Source organism: Oceanobacillus sp. CF4.6 (assembly GCF_051262635.1).
GTDB lineage: Bacteria > Bacillota > Bacilli > Bacillales > Amphibacillaceae > Oceanobacillus.
This window is the reverse complement of record NZ_JBIMEX010000008.1, coordinates 18,679-35,478: the sequence shown is the minus strand read 5'-3', so window position 1 is coordinate 35,478 and position 16,800 is coordinate 18,679. Positions and strand designations below refer to the sequence as shown.

Genomic DNA, 16,800 nt, shown 5'->3' with positions numbered 1-16,800 from the left:
TACAGCTCTATCCCTTTTTATTATTCATTTCCTTCCATTTTCATGCGATCCCTTTCTTCTGCAGGCGTTCCACCTCTAATCAAAAGGGATAAGATAAGCCCGATAAGCGATATAGCTGCTGCCACATAGAATGCCATGTTAACACCATGAACCATCTCCATCGGTAAAGCCTGCTCACCAGTATTTGGTGCCGTAGTTGTCATGATTGTAACTAAAATCGCTGTTCCAATCGAAGCAGCTACCTGCCTCATTGTGTTTGTCATAGCAGATCCGTGTGCCAACAAACGTCTTGGCAATTGATTGAGACCTTGTGTTGTAGCAGGCATCATAATCATAGAAATGCCAAACATTCGAAATGCAAAAACAATTGTGAGATAGATTAGCGATGTATCAGGTGTCAAATTCGTATACAAAAAAGATGTTATCGTCAAAAGGGACAAACCAATAATAAGCAAATACCTGGCACCAAACCGATCAAAAATCCTCCCATTAATCGGTGACATGAATCCCATAATCAAAGCCCCCGGCAAGATCATCATTCCTGATTCCAAGGCGCTAAACCCCGCCATATTTTGCATATAGATCGGTAAAATCGTTTCGGAGGCAATTAAACCAATAAAAGTAATCATCCCAATAATGGTTGTCATCGTATAAATTTTGTTTTTAAAAATACGAAATTCCAATATTGGCTGTTTAAGCTTGAACTGTCGCAGGATAAAGAAAGTAAGTGACACAGCACCAATAATCATAGAACTAATAACGACGGTATCTGTCCATCCATAATTCCCTGCACTGCTGAAGCCATATAACAAACCGCCAAAACCAAGTGTGGAGAGGATGATGGACAGGTAATCCACTTTGGGAAATGTTCGTTCCGTAATATTTTTCATTACAAAGTAGGATATGATTATGTTTATAACTGCCAGCGGCAACACTAGAAAAAATAAAGATCGCCAATGATACTGTTCAACTAGCCATCCGGAAATTACAGGACCAAGCGCAGGAGCAAAACCGATAACCAAACCAACCATTCCCATGGCACTGCCTCTTTTTTCAATCGGGAATATCAGGAGTAATATAGTCATCATCAACGGCATCATCACACCTGCACCAGCAGCCTGAATAATACGGCCTGTCATTAAGACAGCGAAGTTCGGCGAAAATGCACAGATAAGGGTACCTAGTGTAAACGTGATCATCGCAATCATAAATAAACGTCTTGTCGTAAATGTATCTATTAAAAATGCTGTGATTGGTATCATAATTCCGTTCACTAACATAAATATAGTTGTCAGCCATTGGGCTGTATTTTCTGTAAGATTCAAATCCTGCATGATATGTGGAATAGCCGTTGCAAGTAATGTTTGATTTAAAATCGCTAGAAATGCTCCTGTTATAAGTACAGCAACAATTGGTTTTCTGTTTATATTTTGTATATCTTCTATTTCTCTATTTTTCATTTGAATCTCCTTCAACGTAACTGTTAAGACTACATTGAATTATATGGAATGAATGCCTTATTGTCTATAGAAAATTTGGAATTATTTTATATACGTAGCGTTAAATAAAAAAGAAGTAGGAAAGCAACTTGATGCTTTCCTACTTCTTTGATACTCCTTAAGCACTTAAGAATGATTGTATTATGCAAAATTTTCACATAACACAAAAAGACCAGCTCCTGAGAAGGAGACTGGTCAATAATAAGCTATGTATACAGGCCACAAATGCCGTATTGTTATAACAAGTTTTAAACCACCACTTCGCAAAGTGGGTGTTCGCAGAAACCTTCCTGTCTTCCACTGCTATTGGCGGCGCGACATTCCAATCTCGATGTAAAACTCCCTATACATTAATTAGAGGTTAAAACTTAATTAAATACGAACATTGTAGCTTGTAAATATATAATAACCTTTTTCACCAGAAAGTACAATGGTAAATTTTTACTATTTAACTTCGGGTGTTTAATTAAAATAACTGTTCATATACTTCGTTCAGTTCTTTCACTCTTGTATCATCTTGTACATTTTTTGCATAGTCAAGTTCATTCTCAAGCACCATATCCAAGTAGTCCATTTCCTTACCATCCAAGTCACTTACAAAGCTTTCTTCACTTGTATAATTATTGGCTTCTATCTTGCTTAGTATTTGCTGACACACGTCATTCTCCATATAATTAGACAAAGATTCACGTAAATACTGCAATGTTTGATCGATGATAATCACTCCTGCTTACTTATATTTTCGTATTTTTCTTTTTTGCACGTTGTTCTAACTGGGACTTTGGTTGTTGATCTGCAACATCTTCAGTCAGCCCCTGCGGATTAACACTGGAGTTTACTCTTTGTTTGCTCCAATTATCATTTTTCTTAGCCAATGAAAACACCTCCATTAAATAGTCTTTCAAGAATAATTACTTTTATCCAACTACTGTTTTATAAAAAAATTCTTTAAAGATGAATGATTCGGATTATATTTCAGGATATATCGGTAATCTTGTTCAATCTTTTTGGCAAAGTCTTTCTTGAACTAATGATAAACGCGTGGCAATTTATTGATCTTTTCTGTTTTTAAAGTCACATGTAGATTATTTTCATAATCGACAGAAGCAAAAAAGACATTGTCCATGTTAGTAATACTCAATTTCTTTAACATCTCTTTTAACCACGTTTCATTTAGATGCAAATATTCCAGTACATCTGTATAAAGTTTGCCTTCAACAATAACCGGATAGGAGAACTCAGGAGGTTTATTGTACATATTCATATCTTCTTTGGTTACTGGAGACTTACTGGGTTTTCTTAACACGGATAAATTTCCATTTGCTTCAATGATTGCCATTTTAACAACGCTCGTATCAAATACATCCTTTTCCCGAAGCATCATCAGCACATTATCAATGGAGTACTGTATTTTTTTCATGTTTTCAATGATAAATTTCCCATCACTCATGACAACGGTTGGTTCGAACGTCAGCTTCTTACCAACACTTCTATTTCTTATTTTCCATTTTGATATTACTTTTTGTAGAATTCCGATTAAGATAATAGCAACAGCTGTATGAATATGTTCAATTTTCGGATCTGCGATATCAGCCCCAACAACCGCCCCAAGTGAAAGAAAAATAAGAAAATCAAAAACGGGAAGCTGACCGATCGAGCGTTTCCCCATAAATAAGGTCACCATAAGAAGTAATGGTAGTATGGTTATAATTCGAACTAATAAAATTAAAAGCTCTTTTGCCAATTCCACATATGCACCTCCAAGTTAATTGAGTTATTCCTTAGAATGTATCAAAGTGAGAATTACTATGTAACGGGCTGAAATAAATAACTTGGATTTTACTGCATGAAGATTCTTACCTAATAAAAAAAATGCTGTGAGACTCACAGCATTTTTAGAAAACTTGGCATTCGCCAAGCCTGTGGGCGATGCCTTAGTTGCACTTATGCAGAAAGAAATATGGATATACTTTCTTTACTGCTAAAAAAACTACTTTTGACTTAAACCTTCATACTGATCACGCAAGGAACGTTTCAGCACCTTCCCACTCGGATTTTTCGGCAATTCTTTAGTGAAATCGATATACTTTGGAATTTTAAATTTCGATAAATGTTCTTTACAAAATTGAATGACATCTTCTTCCGTTAATTTAGCACCGTCTTTTAATACAATGATAGCTGTTACTGCCTCTATCCAATATGCATCGGGAATACTGATTACGGCAACTTCCGAAACTCCTTCTAGTTGATAGATGGCCTCTTCTACTTCCCGACTTGAAACATTTACTCCCCCAGTATTAATCATGTCTTTTTTACGGTCAACAATGGTAATATAGCCTTCTTCATCCATCACCCCAAGATCACCACTGTGGAACCATCCATTGCGGAATGCTTCAGCTGTTTTATCAGGGTCATGCAGATAGCCTTTCATCGCATGTGGGGTGCGATGAACGATTTCACCTATTTCACCACGTGGAACTTCTTTGTCGTTTTCATCGAAAATCTTAGTTTGTACATTTAATATAGGTGTACCTGCAGAACCCAGTTTGGTTAATTGATCCTCAGGTTGCAATACCGTTACAAGTGGCGCTACTTCTGTTTGTCCATAACAATTCCATAACTTTGCGTTTGGCAGTCGTTTGGTAAGCTCTTTTATAACTTCCATCGGCATTATTGCCGCTCCGTAATAGCATTTTTTTAACGATGACAAATCCCGCTTATCAAAATCAGGATGACGAAGCAAAGCAATCCACACGGTCGGCGGGCAGAATAGTTGTGTCGCTTTTTCTTCTTCAATCGTTTTAAGTATGAGCTCTGGACTTGCAGCTTCTAATACAATTCCACTCGAACCAACGTATACACTCGGACCTAAAAATACGTGAAGCTGTGCACTATGGTATAGCGGTAATGCATGTATAGCCACATCTGTTGTTTCCATTTTTGCATCAATAATTGTACTTACATACTCACTTATAATGCTCTTATGTGTTAGCATAACTCCTTTTGGCCTTGATTCCGTTCCACTTGTATACAATACATGTGCTAAATCATCATCATCCATTTCGACATCGACAAATTCAACCGGCTGTCCTTCACGTGCCTTAGACAAAGCAACCCAAGAAGAAAGTTCTCCAGCGTAATCCTTCGTCACATCCATTACATAGCGGTGTCTGATTTCCAGACTAACGGCCGACTGATCCAGCACTTGAGCATATTCCTCCGATGCAATTAGTCCACTAACTTCAGCATGTTCCAAAATATATCTTATATCCTCTCGTGTTAGCATATAATTTATTGGAATCATAACAGCCCCGATACGGGCCAACGCGAAATTAACGACGACGAAATCCAGGCTGTTCTTTGACATAACAGTTACCATGTCACCTTTTTTCATGCCATCACTCAGGAAGGATTGCGCCGTTTGATTCACTAAATTATCGAGTTCCGAAAAGGTTAATCGCTGCCCATTGTAAGCGATTGCAAATTTATCGGGAATACGGTCTTTCGTGCGATCCAATAAATCACCAAGCGTATTTCTTCGTGCTCGGCTTACAATCTTACGAAGGTCATCCTGCACTTTTGCATTTATACTCATTACACCACTCCTTAAATAGGGTTGAAGATGATTTTCATGCTGAATATTCTTTCTATTAGTTTATTTCAGTTAACTTTTAATAGCAAGTACGAGATGTATTAAATTTCTTTGCTTATCAAGATATACTCAACATAGAAAAAATTTTATATGGATAACGGCTATTTTGTTGGATGGGGAAGCTTAGCATTAATAAATGCAGGATTAGCATAACGCAAAAACAGAACCGGATTTAATTGGTTTTTTCTTTCTTTATTCATCGGTCCAATCCAATTGCAACGTTAATCTTACTATTTGTCGAAAAAAGATAACTTTCATGTAAACGAAAGGACTAAGCATACATCGCTTAGTCCTTGATTATTTAAAAGAAATTTTCCTGCTGCCTTTTGCTCGTTTTGTTTTTGGTGGCATATAGCCCCGTTCATAAATTTTACCTTTTGTTAGATTACATTCATCTAAAAAGATGTCCATTGAACTTGTTGGATATTCTTCCATTGCTTTCATAAAAACTTTTGCAGCGACTCGTGCATCTTCCAAGGCATGGTGGTGTTCAAATGATATGCCATGATGTGATGCTAATGTATTTAACTTATGGTTGTATAATTCAGGCCACATACGCTGCGAAATTTTCACGGTGCATAGATAGTCCATGAATGGATATGGCAGTTTAAAATAATCGAGTGTATTACGGATCACACTCATGTCAAAGCTCGCGTTATGCGCGACAACCAAATTATTCATCAAATACGCATGAAGTGTTGGCCACAATTCAGCAAATGTAGGAGCATCTGCAACATCTTCTTCGGTAATCCCATGAATATATGTATTAAACGGACGAAAATCCGTCATTGGGTTAATTAGACTATAATATTCATCAATAATTTCATGTTCGTTGGCGACAACAAGACCAACAGCACACGGACTGTGGCGTTTTTCATTCGCTGTTTCAAAATCGATGGATACGAAATTCATGGTTCTCCCTCCTCTTACAGCTATTACCTTCTTGGTCATCTTAAAAACTTTATTGGTCAAATCAATTAGGGAATTATATTTCCATTATATCCCAGTTTGTTACGATTCCCAATAGTTTCTCTTGAGAGTTTCCTTTTCCTGTTATGAGCAATGCTTCCAGGCGATATCCTTTTCCAATCTGCTTCTTAAAAATTTCCATTGCCTCATATACAGATGTATCTCTTGATATAAATTTATAATTATCATTTTTCTCACATTGAAGGATTTCCTTCAATTTGGTGTCCAATAAAGGTACTGTACCATCTTGCATTCCTTTTGCCAGCCATTTCGTAATCCCCTTATGCGTAATCAACCCTTGGAATTCGTCATCGTTATAAACAGGAAATTTTGTTATCCCCTTGTGATTAATGACTTCCAGCATATTGGTCATTGGCTCATTTTGCTGAAAGGATATCACTTTTCTTATAAAAAGTGGATCTACTTTGCGTGGACGGGTGAGTTCCTGTTCAATTCTTTCGATACGTTCTACGACAGTATCATGTGGTTCAGCAATCGCAAAAGCCATATCAATTTTGTTATGAACAATCGCATTTCTTAGTTCAGCAAATTCCAGTAAGTCATCCGTGTACCGTTTAATAATTGCATTAGAATCTCGAAGCACTCTGACAGCTCTGGAAAAACCCATTTCTTTTTTAATAAGCAATGCTTTTATCTCTTTTTCAATTCGATTAAATGCAGTTATAAATCGTTCCGAATTTTTGTACATGATAAATTCTCCCGTGAAATTAAAGGTTTTTTAGGAACTTGCTCTGAGCGTTGCTTCCGTGTATCGACTTTTTGAAGAATACGATTCCATTTTCTTCCACTCTCAAAAGTTCGCCTACTGCTTCCAAATAAATTAATCGGGTTAACGTAGCCATAAATGGACTAATATATGTATGAATCGTTGACTCCCCATAAATTACTTCACATAAATCGTTTGCTGTCTTCCCTTTTTCAGATATATGTTCCAACAGTTGCTGCAGACGATAATCATGCTTTTCTTTTATTCTTTGCACACGTTCCTCTAAGTCCATAATCGCTTCACCATGACCTGGAAGCGCAATATCGACCGGATAATTGATTATTTTTGCAAGCGAATGATAGTATTCTTTCATTGGATTTAATTCTTCTCCTGTCCATAGTCCAATTACAGGAGAGATATTTTTTAATACATGGTCTCCCACTATCATTACCTTTTTTTCCCTTTGGTAAAAGCAATACTGATCGGGAGCATGACCAGGTGTCCAGACTACTTCATAGAAATCATTGCCAAATTGGATTTTATCATGTTCTTCAAAGAAACCATCGGGCTCAAAATCATAAATAAGTGAATCATTTTTAAGATGATCGGGTAATTCAGGAATACCATGTTTCTTAATTAGCCCTTTGAGTTTCCTATTAGAAGCGTCGGCGTTACGGCCTTTCAACATTTCTTTATATCCAAGCTTAGAAGTAAAAACAGGAACACCAATGTGCTCCTGAAACCATTTTGCAAGACCGATATGATCCTGGTGGGTGTGTGTCAAAATAACTTTTTCAACTACTACACCTGATTCCAATACTATTTTCCACGTGTCCATCGCTTCTTTTGAATATAAACCGGTATCAATAACTGTATAACCGTTATTTCCTTTTATAAGATAACTGTTCACTTCATGCATTCCACCGGGAATATGGATAACGAGTTTGAATATATTTTCAGTTACTTTACTTAACATATTACTGTCCCCTTTTCATTAATCTCCAGTAGATGCAACAATAAGATTAAAACTTTATAATTTCTATTTTATCGTTACTACTATTAAATGCCAAGCAAACAGTTTCTTAAGTAATCTCTATTGCTTTATAGAATTCCACAACAAGAATTAACGAAGTAAGTGACGTATCTTTTAGTAGATTATTTAATCTATTCTTGACTTATTCGATTTTAGCATGTATTCTGTCTATTAACAGTTAATTAAATATGTATTTCTTATTTAGAGAGGTGGAGGGACTGGCCCTTTGAAGCCTCGGCAACAGACTGAAAATGTACTGTGCCAATTCCAGAAGCAGTGATCTGCTTGAAGATAAGAAGAGAAACTAGTCACGGTATCTAAACCTCTTCTTATCTTTGGAAGAGGTTTTTTTGTTTGTAAAACTTAAGATGAGGTGAAGTAATGTCCAAGAAAAAAGGAAATGCACCATTTAAAGCAGACCATGTAGGAAGCCTACTGCGTCCGGAAGCCATACATATTGCGAGAAAAGAATTTAAAGATGGAAACATTACTGCTGAGGAATTACGGGCAGTGGAAACAAAGGAAATTAAAAGAGTTGTAGATAAGCAGATTGAAGTTGGTTTAGAAGCAGTAACCGACGGAGAATTCAGACGTACCTGGTGGCATTATGATTTCATAGAAAATCTGAATGGACTTGAAGGATTTGAACCAGAGAAAGGACAGAATTTCCATGGTGTTGAAACAGAAAAACACAGTGTACGAAACACTGGAAAAATTTCTTTCAACGAGGACCATCCATTCATTCATGATTTTATGGAGTTAAAAGAAATGGTAGGCGATCGTGCAGTTCCTAAACAAACGATTCCAAGTCCAAATCAGTTATTTATCGCTGGTATTAGAAATCCGGAAATTTATCCGGACATTGAAGCATACGCAGATGATGTTATCGAAGCTTACCGCGCTGCATTAAAAGCATTTTACAATGTCGGTGCACGTTATATTCAACTGGATGATGTGTATATTGCAAGACTATCAGCAGATGACAATCCATCTATAGAAGGCAGCTATTCCAGACAGCAACTGATAGATTTAGCATTGCGAGTTGTCAACGAAGTTCTGGAAGATAAACCAGAGGATTTAACCGTTACAACCCATTTATGTCGCGGAAACTATCAGTCTACGTGGGCATTTGAAGGAAGCTACGCAAAAATTGCACCAACACTGTTTGCAAAAGAAAAAGTAGATGGTTTTTTCCTGGAATATGATGACGAACGCTCTGGAAGTTTCGAACCATTGAAATATATTCCAAATGGTGGAGCACAGGTAGTTATCGGTGCAGTAACATCCAAGTTTGGTGAACTCGAAGATAAAGAGGCAATTAAAACGCGGGTAAAAGAAGCGGCGAAATATGTCCCCTTTGAACAATTATGTATAAGCCCACAGTGTGGATTTTCGTCGACACATCACGGTAATAAACTTACTGAAGAACAACAGTGGGACAAATTGAAATTCGTTGTTGACGTTTCAAAAGAACTTTGGGGTTAAGCTCCCTATCACTATTTTAGAAATAACATTACATATTAGAAAAGGGGAAATAAAATGACAAAAACAGTAGTTAAAGCTCCTTTCAAAGCAGACCATGTAGGAAGCTTCCTGAGACCAGAAAATTTGCACCAGGCAAGAGAAAATTTTAAAGAAGGAAAGATTTCAGCTTCCCAATTACGTGAAGTCGAAACAAAAGAAATCGAGCGCATTGTCGATAAGCAAATTGAAATTGGATTACAGGCAGTTACAGATGGCGAATTCCGCCGTAGCTGGTGGCATCTCGATTTCCTGGAAAATTTGAATGGTATCGAAGGCTATGAAAAAGAAAAAGGGTATGTATTTGATGGCATCGAAACAGATAAACATCACATTCGCAATACCGGTAAAATTTCATTTAACCCAGATCATTTTTTTGTGAAAGATTTTATTGATTTTAAAGAAATCGTTGGTGACCGTGCAATTCCAAAGCAAGCCATTCCGAGCCCTAATCAATTGTTTGAAGCAGGTATACGGAATCCGGAAATTTATGCGGATATTGAAGAATATGCCAATGACATCATAAAAACATACCAAGATGCGATTAAAGCTTTCTATGATGCAGGTGTACGTTATTTACAATTAGATGATGTATATATTGCAGGTCTGTCATCTCCTGACTTCCAATTAACGGAAGATGGATATTCAAAAGAGAAATTAATTGAACTGGCATTGCGTGTTGTAAACGAATCCCTTGAAAATAAACCAGATGACTTGTATGTAACAACTCATTTATGCCGAGGAAATTACCGTTCTACATGGGCGTTTACTGGAAGCTATGCGGAAATTGCTCCAACTCTATTCGCTAAAGAAAAGGTAGATGGTTTCTTCCTTGAATATGATGATGAGCGTTCCGGGAGTTTTGAACCTTTGAAATATATTCCAAATGGTGGAGCACAAGTAGTTATTGGTGCAGTTACATCTAAATCCGGTGAACTGGAAGATAAAGAAGCAATCAAAGCACGCATTAAAGCGGCATCGGAATTCGTTCCATTAGAACAGCTTTGCCTTAGCCCACAATGCGGATTCGCTTCTACACATCACGGCAATAAATTAACAGAAGATGAGCAATGGGCAAAATTAGAATATATCGTTGATCTTTCCAAAGAAATTTGGGGATAAACGTAAAAGGAACAGCAATTATGCTGTTCCCTTTTTATTAAAAATGATAATTCTTTGTCCACTCTGTAAAATGATTGAATGCTTTTTCATCGATTTCATATCCTATACCTGGCCGTTCAGGAACATCAATTACCCCATTTTCTACAACAACTTCAGGTTTGATAATATCTTTTTCCCAGTATTGGGATGAGCCTGCTGTATCTCCTGGTAATACAAATTGGTTTAATGTGGTTAAAGCTATATTATGGGCTCGTCCAACACCAGCCTCTAGCATTCCACCACACCACACTTCCATTCCTTTTTCCTGACAGAAATCATGAATTTTCTTTGCTTCTGTCAGTCCGCCAACACGGCCAATCTTAATATTAATGATTTTGCAGCTACCGAGTTCATAGGCTTTTTTTGTATCCTCGATCGAATGAATACTTTCATCCAAACAGATAGGTGTCTTCATTACCGACTGAAGTTTAGCATGATCGACAATATCATCATGTGCCAGTGGCTGTTCGATCATCATTAAGTTTAATTCGTCCAATTGCTGTAGCTTGTCCATATCATTTAGAGTATATGCTGAATTCGCATCTGCCATGATTGGCGTATCCGGAAAATGCTTTCGAACTTCTTTTAATACTTCATAGTCCCAACCTGGTTTAATTTTAAGTTTGATCCGCTTATAACCCTCTTCTACAAATTGATGGATCTTTTCAATTAAATCAGGTATGGTAGGCTTTATCCCAATGCTTATTCCAACATCAATTTCTTTCTTGCCACCACCGAGGGCTTTTGCTAAACTCAGATTTTCCCGTTTTGCGTATAGATCCCATATGGCACCTTCCAATGCAGCTTTCGCCATATTATTACGTCTAATCGGTCGAAAGAGTTCCGTTACCTGATCGGGGTGTTTTATTTCATTTTCTTTTAAAATAGGTATCAGAAAGTCTTCCATCACATGTAAATTTGTCATCACCGTTTCCTCGCTGTACCAAGGGCTTGAAAATGCAACAGATTCACCAAATCCACGATTTCCTTCATAATCAATTGCTTCAGTGATGAAAAATTCCTTCTCCTGAAAGGTACCAAAGCTTGTACGAAACGGATTCTTTAAACGCATCGTCAACTTATGCAACTTAAATTGTTTCATAGGTATCGTCATTATGTGCCTCCCTTAACCAAACTATCCCATTAGAGGGGATAATAAAGCGTTTTTATCTCGTGAAAATATAATAGCTGCATTCTGAACGAGAGTGAATAAAATCATCTGCTTGATATCCGTCATCAAATAGCAGATTGAAAACCTTCTTTGTCGCCTGTCTCCAGTCTTTTGCAAGTTCCAAATCTTTCTGCTTGATTTCCTGAAAGTTTGTTGGAATTTCCACGAACCATACGTCACTATGCTTGTTATAATGAACGTGAAAATTATCATTTATTACCGGTCTCTTTTCTACATCCATGGTAATTAAGACTTTTGTTTCATCAAAAACGACTGCATCCTTTTCCCTGCATGGTTCACTGATATCCCACATAATCTGTATTCGATCAGATGGCAGTCCCTCGCTGAATTCATTCTGCAAATCGCCGTAATGGTTTCCTTTGAAATCCGTGCCTCTTGCTCCAAGTTTGTGCAAGTTTAAATAAGCGTTGACACTTTCCAACGGATCGAACGTCCATGTAACCATTTCATAACCCATCTTTTTTGCAATTTCCGCCTGTCTCACTTTTATTTTTTTGCCGATTCCGATTTTACGATATTCCTTCAATATCCCCATCATATGCGAACATAGATAAGCATTTTTTCCGTCAAATCCCGGGAAACTATAAAGAAATCCGACCATTTTGTCACCTTCATAAGCACCTAAAATCATTCCACCATTATTGATTCCTGTATAGGTTTGATGTAGTGGGGTGGGAGGCATATGCCAAACCAATTCCTCAATATGTTGTACTTCCTTTAATTGTTCCATTTTTGTTAATTGCTTTATTTTAATTTTATCTTCCATAAAAAAAGCCCCTTTTAATGTGATTCAGAAACTCTATCATCCATTCGTTATTAATCAATAATCCTACTACAAAATTCTCAAAACCGAACAGTGCCTGTCACTCCCCGAATTTTGTCGAATATCGTTTACATTGGGCGGGGACATCTAAGTTGCCGCTAGTTTCGCGTTTGGCCAGTTCCTTTGATAAAGTATTTACTCGATGTTAATGCCTCTAACCCCATTGGCCCTCTGGCGTGCAGCTTTTGGGTGCTGATTCCGATTTCAGCTCCATAACCAAATTCGAAGCCATCTGTGAATCTGGTGGATGCGTTATGATATACTGCAGCGGCGTCCACATTTTTCAAAAACATTTCTGCATGTTCCTCAACTTCTGTAATAATCGCTTCGGAATGTCTTGTTCCATATTTATTAATATGCTGTATTGCCTCTGTGACACCATCCACTATTTTGATGCTTACCGCTAGACCGAGATATTCTTTATACCAGTCTTCTTCCAATGCTTTATTTGCCTGCGGATACACTTCCTTCACTTTATCATCCCCATAAATTTCCACATCATTTTCTAAAAGCTTATGCAATAGCTCATCTCCATGTACGTTAAACCATTGCGATTGGATCAGAATGGATTCAATTGCATTACAAACGGATGGACGCTGCAGCTTCGCATTTAATACAATCTGTTCTGCCATCTTCTTGCTTGCAGTTTCATCAATGAAGATATGACAATTGCCAGCACCAGTTTCAATAACGGGTACAGAAGCTTCCCTAATTACTGTATCGATCAGGTTTTTTCCACCTCTTGGTATTAACACATCCAAATAGTCGTTTAAGCGGAATAGCTCCTTTGCTGTCTCTCTGCTTGTGTCTTCAATTAATTGAACTGCATCCGTCGGAATTCCGCTTTTTTCCAATGCACGGTGTATCGATGTAACGAGCGCAATATTGGAGTTCCTTGCTGACGAACTCCCTCTTAAAATAACTGCATTTCCAGTTTTTAAAGTAAGTGCAGCTGCATCAACCGTCACATTCGGTCTTGCTTCATATATCATACCGACAACACCAATTGGCACCCGCTTTTTATGAATATGAAGTCCGTTTTCTTTCTCAATTGTTTCCAACGTATCACCGATGGGGTCTTTAAGTTCGGTAACCTGAGTTATAGCATCCGCAATTCCCTTCATTCTTTCTGAGTTTAACATAATCCGGTCCAATACGGACTGTGACAAACCCTTTGTTTTACCTGCTTCAATATCTTTCTTATTTTCACGAAGAATGAACTGCTGGTCGATGATTAATTGTTCTGCCATTAAACATAATGCTACATTTTTTTCTTCTGTTGTTACTCCTGTCATCAGATAACTTGCAGCTTTGGCAGCCTTACCCTTTTGGATTACTTCACGCATTATACATTCCTCCCCGTTTTTTTTGCTTTCACCCAACCATCACGATGAATAACCTCTATCGTTGGTAAATGGTCCTTTTCATTTCCCATTCGGTTCTCAGTCAATTTTTTCAAATCGTCGGATGAACAGCTAACCTGCCCTCTGCCAAGTAGTTCATCTAAGCCAAACACCTGTACAACATCTCCTCGTTGAAATGTTCCAATTACTTTAAAAACTCCTGGCGAAAGAAGACTGCTACCGTGATATAAAATAGCCTCCTCCGCACCTTGATCAACATATAATTTCCCCATCGATTCTGAATGAAGAGATATCCATTGCCTTCTTGTATTAATGGGAGAATTCGAATGACTAGCGATATATGTCCCATCCCCTTCTCCTTTTAAGGCGTCGAGGAGTTTATCCCTACCTTTTCCATGTCCGATAAAAACTGGTACGCCAAGTGATGTTGCTGTTTTGGCAGCCATCAGTTTTGATTTCATCCCGCCGGTACCCACTTTGGAACCGTTCGTATCCGCAACACCAATCATTTCATTTGTAATAGTATCTAGAAAATCATATTTTATAGCCGATGGATTCGTTCTTGGATTACCACTATATATCCCATTAATATCCGTTAAAATAATCAGTTGATCTGCGTGGATAAATCCACTAACTAAGGCTGACAGCATATCATTATCACCAAATGTCAACTCTTCAACTGACACGGTATCATTTTCGTTAATGATCGGTAAAATCCCTCTTTCCAAAAGCTCCATAATCGTTGCAAAAGCATTTCGATAGCGCTCCCGGTTGGAAAAATCACCTCTCGTTAAAAGTAACTGAGCGGATGTAATTTTGTAATTGTTAAATTTTTCAATGTATGTCTGGATTAACAGACTTTGTCCTACCGCCGCTGCTGCCTGTTTTCCTTTTAATGTAACTGGTCTAGAGGAATAACCAAGTCTTGCAAAGCCTGCCGCGACCGCACCTGATGATACGAGAATTACTTCATGGTTAGCATGTCGAAGCGCAGCCAATGCATGAATATGATCATCGAGTTTTTGCTGATCGATTTCACCCTTATCATTTGTTAAAGAACTGCTTCCAATTTTGACTACGATTCTCTGTTTACGCATCATGCATTACCCCTAATTCATTATTTATTAGAAAACCTTTGCATTCGCCAAGCCTTTAGCGAATGCCTTAGTTGCAAATAAAAAAAAGCCCAATCATCCTCAATTATAAGGACGAAAGAACTCTACTTCCGCGGTACCACCATTACTTGAATGTATGCACATTCCGCTTGAATCCATAACGCTGGAGAAGCGCCCGTGTATTGGCACGGGACTCTGCAGGCAGGTTCTGCGGATAGAATACGACAGGGTCTTCCAGCTGATAAACCCCGCTCTCTTTCATATCAATTGTCCGCATACTAATCCTTCATTAACGTTCATTATTGTTGCTATTATTATGTATAGTAAAAGAGATTATGTCAATAGGGAAATTATTAATTTAATGTAAATCATAAAAAAAAGACTGCTTAAAAAATTAAGTCAGCCTCTTTCTATGCGTTTAATAATTGTGGCGCAGGATCATGTGGTTCACATCACATGTAATACGTTATCCTTCCGTCTTACACAAATCAGCTCATCGCTTGTTAAGTATAGCATTATTTTGAACGGGAGACCAGGTCTTTTTTAGCAGGTAGGAAAGTATAAAACTTTCCTACCTGCATAAGTGCAACTAAGGTTGTCACCGAAAGGCTTGGTGACAACCAAGTTTTCTAAGAAAACTAGGTTTATCTCCAAGCTCTAATGATCAATATTTTTGATTATAAACTTCTCCTCCTTCTATAATAAGGTAGAAAGGAGAGATTTTAACGATGTGTTTAATTAATTTTCAACTTCATGATCATTCGAACTATAAATTAGTAATAGCAGCTAACCGAGATGAGTTTTACGAGCGTCCAACCGAACAGGCTCACTATTGGAAAGACAATCCTGAAATCCTGGCAGGTAGGGATTTATTGCTGATGGGGACATGGCTCGGAATTACGAAAAGTGGCCGCTTTGCCGCACTGACAAATTATCGGGATCCGAAAATGGAAGAAAAAAGGAAGTCATCACGTGGTGAAATCGTGACGGACTATCTGCAAAGCAACAAGACTTCCGAGGAATTTTTAAACGGATTAAGTAAAAACCGTGAAAATTATGCAGGGTTTAATGTTATTGTCGGAGATGCTGATCAGCTATTTTATTATAATAATATTCAAGACAAATATTCCAGAATCAGTCATGGCACGCATGCGCTGAGTAATCATTTTCTTAATACTCCATGGCCAAAGGTAACAAAAGGACGAAGTATGTTAAACGATTATCTCCAACAAAATCGGACGGTTCATATTGAAAATCTATTTGATATTGTATCGAATGCCGAAGAAGTAGACGATACAGATTTACCGGAAACTGGCGTAGGTATGGAATTGGAAAGAAAGCTGTCTCCTCTATTCATTCGAACACCTGATTACGGAACACGCTCTTCTACGGTTGTATTAATCGATCATAACAATCATGTCACTTTTGCGGAACGAACTTATGAAAAGGGAGTTTTTCTAACTGAGAATCATTACACATTCGATATTAAAAAAGGGTAACACGGTAACTCTTAGGTTAATTTAAACGTAGGTATATTCGATTTGCATTATCACTTGAATTCAATATATTTGTTCACAAGATATTCATTTCGATGTTGAAAAGTTGCCATAAATAAATTACATTTCCGTCAGTTATAAGGTTATAATAAAACTATGTGCATTATTTAACAAACTGTTAATAATGATTATAAAAAAACGCTTATTTATGCTCAGACAGTATACTTGCGTACTTAAAGAGGAGGATT

The 16,800-nt window shown here is 37.5% G+C and carries 15 protein-coding genes, 1 other RNA gene and 1 riboswitch; of the genes, 3 read left to right on the top strand and 13 right to left on the bottom strand.

Going from position 1 to position 16,800, the window contains the following annotated elements; genetic code table 11:
• Nucleotides 1–20 precede the first annotated feature (20 nt).
• The 9 genes from ACHABU_RS12985 to ACHABU_RS12945 form a co-directional block, all read right to left on the bottom strand.
• On the bottom strand, nucleotides 21–1,460 hold the full coding sequence (locus ACHABU_RS12985; protein WP_435765326.1) for a DHA2 family efflux MFS transporter permease subunit: 1,440 nt from the start codon (nucleotides 1,458–1,460) through the stop codon (nucleotides 21–23).
• Between the two features lie 251 nt (nucleotides 1,461–1,711).
• Nucleotides 1,712–1,896, bottom strand: a non-coding RNA gene (gene ssrS / locus ACHABU_RS12980) — 6S RNA.
• Nucleotides 1,897–1,965: 69 nt separating this feature from the next.
• Entirely contained in the window at nucleotides 1,966–2,223 is a 258-nt protein-coding gene (locus tag ACHABU_RS12975) for a sigma-G-dependent sporulation-specific acid-soluble spore protein CsgA (protein ID WP_435765325.1), read from the bottom strand.
• Between the two features lie 10 nt (nucleotides 2,224–2,233).
• Nucleotides 2,234–2,374 carry a small, acid-soluble spore protein L gene (sspL, locus tag ACHABU_RS12970; RefSeq protein ID WP_379497094.1) on the bottom strand — a complete coding sequence of 47 codons (141 nt, stop codon included), beginning with the start codon at nucleotides 2,372–2,374 and terminating at the stop codon, nucleotides 2,234–2,236.
• A 152-nt stretch (nucleotides 2,375–2,526) separates the two neighbouring features.
• A complete protein-coding gene (locus ACHABU_RS12965; protein WP_435765324.1) occupies nucleotides 2,527–3,249 on the bottom strand; it encodes a DUF421 domain-containing protein in 723 nt (240 codons plus the stop codon).
• Nucleotides 3,250–3,489: 240 nt separating this feature from the next.
• Entirely contained in the window at nucleotides 3,490–5,094 is a 1,605-nt protein-coding gene (locus ACHABU_RS12960; protein WP_435765323.1) for an acyl-CoA synthetase, read from the bottom strand.
• A gap of 354 nt (nucleotides 5,095–5,448) precedes the next feature.
• Nucleotides 5,449–6,063 (bottom strand): 3'-5' exonuclease, encoded by a 615-nt coding sequence (locus ACHABU_RS12955; protein WP_435765322.1) that lies wholly within the window; start codon nucleotides 6,061–6,063, stop codon nucleotides 5,449–5,451.
• Between the two features lie 73 nt (nucleotides 6,064–6,136).
• Complete coding sequence (locus tag ACHABU_RS12950) at nucleotides 6,137–6,829, bottom strand: CBS domain-containing protein (RefSeq protein WP_435765321.1); 693 nt, start codon at nucleotides 6,827–6,829, stop codon at nucleotides 6,137–6,139.
• A 19-nt stretch (nucleotides 6,830–6,848) separates the two neighbouring features.
• Entirely contained in the window at nucleotides 6,849–7,823 is a 975-nt protein-coding gene (locus ACHABU_RS12945; protein ID WP_435765320.1) for an MBL fold metallo-hydrolase, read from the bottom strand.
• 251 nt (nucleotides 7,824–8,074) lie between these two features.
• A riboswitch (SAM riboswitch) is annotated at nucleotides 8,075–8,178 on the top strand.
• A gap of 83 nt (nucleotides 8,179–8,261) precedes the next feature.
• Here ACHABU_RS12945 and ACHABU_RS12940 point away from each other — a divergent pair.
• Together ACHABU_RS12940 and ACHABU_RS12935 are read left to right on the top strand one after the other, a co-directional pair.
• Complete coding sequence (locus ACHABU_RS12940) at nucleotides 8,262–9,365, top strand: 5-methyltetrahydropteroyltriglutamate--homocysteine S-methyltransferase (protein WP_435765319.1); 1,104 nt, start codon at nucleotides 8,262–8,264, stop codon at nucleotides 9,363–9,365.
• A 54-nt stretch (nucleotides 9,366–9,419) separates the two neighbouring features.
• Entirely contained in the window at nucleotides 9,420–10,523 is a 1,104-nt protein-coding gene (locus ACHABU_RS12935) for a 5-methyltetrahydropteroyltriglutamate--homocysteine S-methyltransferase (protein WP_435765318.1), read from the top strand.
• 37 nt (nucleotides 10,524–10,560) lie between these two features.
• On the opposite strand, the gene menC is transcribed toward ACHABU_RS12935, so the two are convergent.
• The 4 genes from menC to proB all read right to left on the bottom strand — a co-directional run bounded on the left by menC (nucleotide 10,561) and on the right by proB (nucleotide 15,038).
• Complete coding sequence (menC, locus tag ACHABU_RS12930) at nucleotides 10,561–11,676, bottom strand: o-succinylbenzoate synthase (RefSeq protein ID WP_435765317.1); 1,116 nt, start codon at nucleotides 11,674–11,676, stop codon at nucleotides 10,561–10,563.
• A 52-nt stretch (nucleotides 11,677–11,728) separates the two neighbouring features.
• Nucleotides 11,729–12,520, bottom strand: a complete 792-nt coding sequence (locus ACHABU_RS12925) for a GNAT family N-acetyltransferase (RefSeq protein WP_435765316.1) — start codon at nucleotides 12,518–12,520, stop codon at nucleotides 11,729–11,731.
• Between the two features lie 155 nt (nucleotides 12,521–12,675).
• The gene (locus tag ACHABU_RS12920) at nucleotides 12,676–13,923 is read right to left on the bottom strand and encodes a glutamate-5-semialdehyde dehydrogenase (protein WP_435765315.1); all 1,248 of its coding nucleotides are present in this window, start codon (nucleotides 13,921–13,923) and stop codon (nucleotides 12,676–12,678) included.
• Nucleotides 13,923–15,038 carry a glutamate 5-kinase gene (proB, locus tag ACHABU_RS12915; protein WP_435765314.1) on the bottom strand — a complete coding sequence of 372 codons (1,116 nt, stop codon included), beginning with the start codon at nucleotides 15,036–15,038 and terminating at the stop codon, nucleotides 13,923–13,925. The genes ACHABU_RS12920 and proB overlap by 1 nt, the downstream gene beginning before the upstream one ends.
• 746 nt (nucleotides 15,039–15,784) lie before the next feature.
• On the opposite strand from proB, the gene ACHABU_RS12910 reads away from it, so the two are divergent.
• On the top strand, nucleotides 15,785–16,555 hold the full coding sequence (locus ACHABU_RS12910; RefSeq protein WP_435765313.1) for an NRDE family protein: 771 nt from the start codon (nucleotides 15,785–15,787) through the stop codon (nucleotides 16,553–16,555).
• Nucleotides 16,556–16,800 lie beyond the last annotated feature (245 nt).

What these genes read in the sequence shown, in the direction of transcription:
- ACHABU_RS12985 (WP_435765326.1), bottom strand. Translation starts at nt 1,460, where the DNA reads ATGAAAAATAGAGAAATAGAAGATATACAAAATATAAACAGAAAACCA.
- ACHABU_RS12960 (WP_435765323.1), bottom strand. Translation starts at nt 5,094, where the DNA reads ATGAGTATAAATGCAAAAGTGCAGGATGACCTTCGTAAGATTGTAAGC.
- ACHABU_RS12955 (WP_435765322.1), bottom strand. Translation starts at nt 6,063, where the DNA reads ATGAATTTCGTATCCATCGATTTTGAAACAGCGAATGAAAAACGCCAC.
- ACHABU_RS12950 (WP_435765321.1), bottom strand. Translation starts at nt 6,829, where the DNA reads ATGTACAAAAATTCGGAACGATTTATAACTGCATTTAATCGAATTGAA.
- ACHABU_RS12945 (WP_435765320.1), bottom strand. Translation starts at nt 7,823, where the DNA reads ATGTTAAGTAAAGTAACTGAAAATATATTCAAACTCGTTATCCATATT.
- ACHABU_RS12940 (WP_435765319.1), top strand. Translation starts at nt 8,262, where the DNA reads ATGTCCAAGAAAAAAGGAAATGCACCATTTAAAGCAGACCATGTAGGA.
- ACHABU_RS12935 (WP_435765318.1), top strand. Translation starts at nt 9,420, where the DNA reads ATGACAAAAACAGTAGTTAAAGCTCCTTTCAAAGCAGACCATGTAGGA.
- menC (WP_435765317.1), bottom strand. Translation starts at nt 11,676, where the DNA reads ATGACGATACCTATGAAACAATTTAAGTTGCATAAGTTGACGATGCGT.
- ACHABU_RS12925 (WP_435765316.1), bottom strand. Translation starts at nt 12,520, where the DNA reads ATGGAAGATAAAATTAAAATAAAGCAATTAACAAAAATGGAACAATTA.
- ACHABU_RS12920 (WP_435765315.1), bottom strand. Translation starts at nt 13,923, where the DNA reads ATGCGTGAAGTAATCCAAAAGGGTAAGGCTGCCAAAGCTGCAAGTTAT.
- proB (WP_435765314.1), bottom strand. Translation starts at nt 15,038, where the DNA reads ATGCGTAAACAGAGAATCGTAGTCAAAATTGGAAGCAGTTCTTTAACA.
- ACHABU_RS12910 (WP_435765313.1), top strand. Translation starts at nt 15,785, where the DNA reads ATGTGTTTAATTAATTTTCAACTTCATGATCATTCGAACTATAAATTA.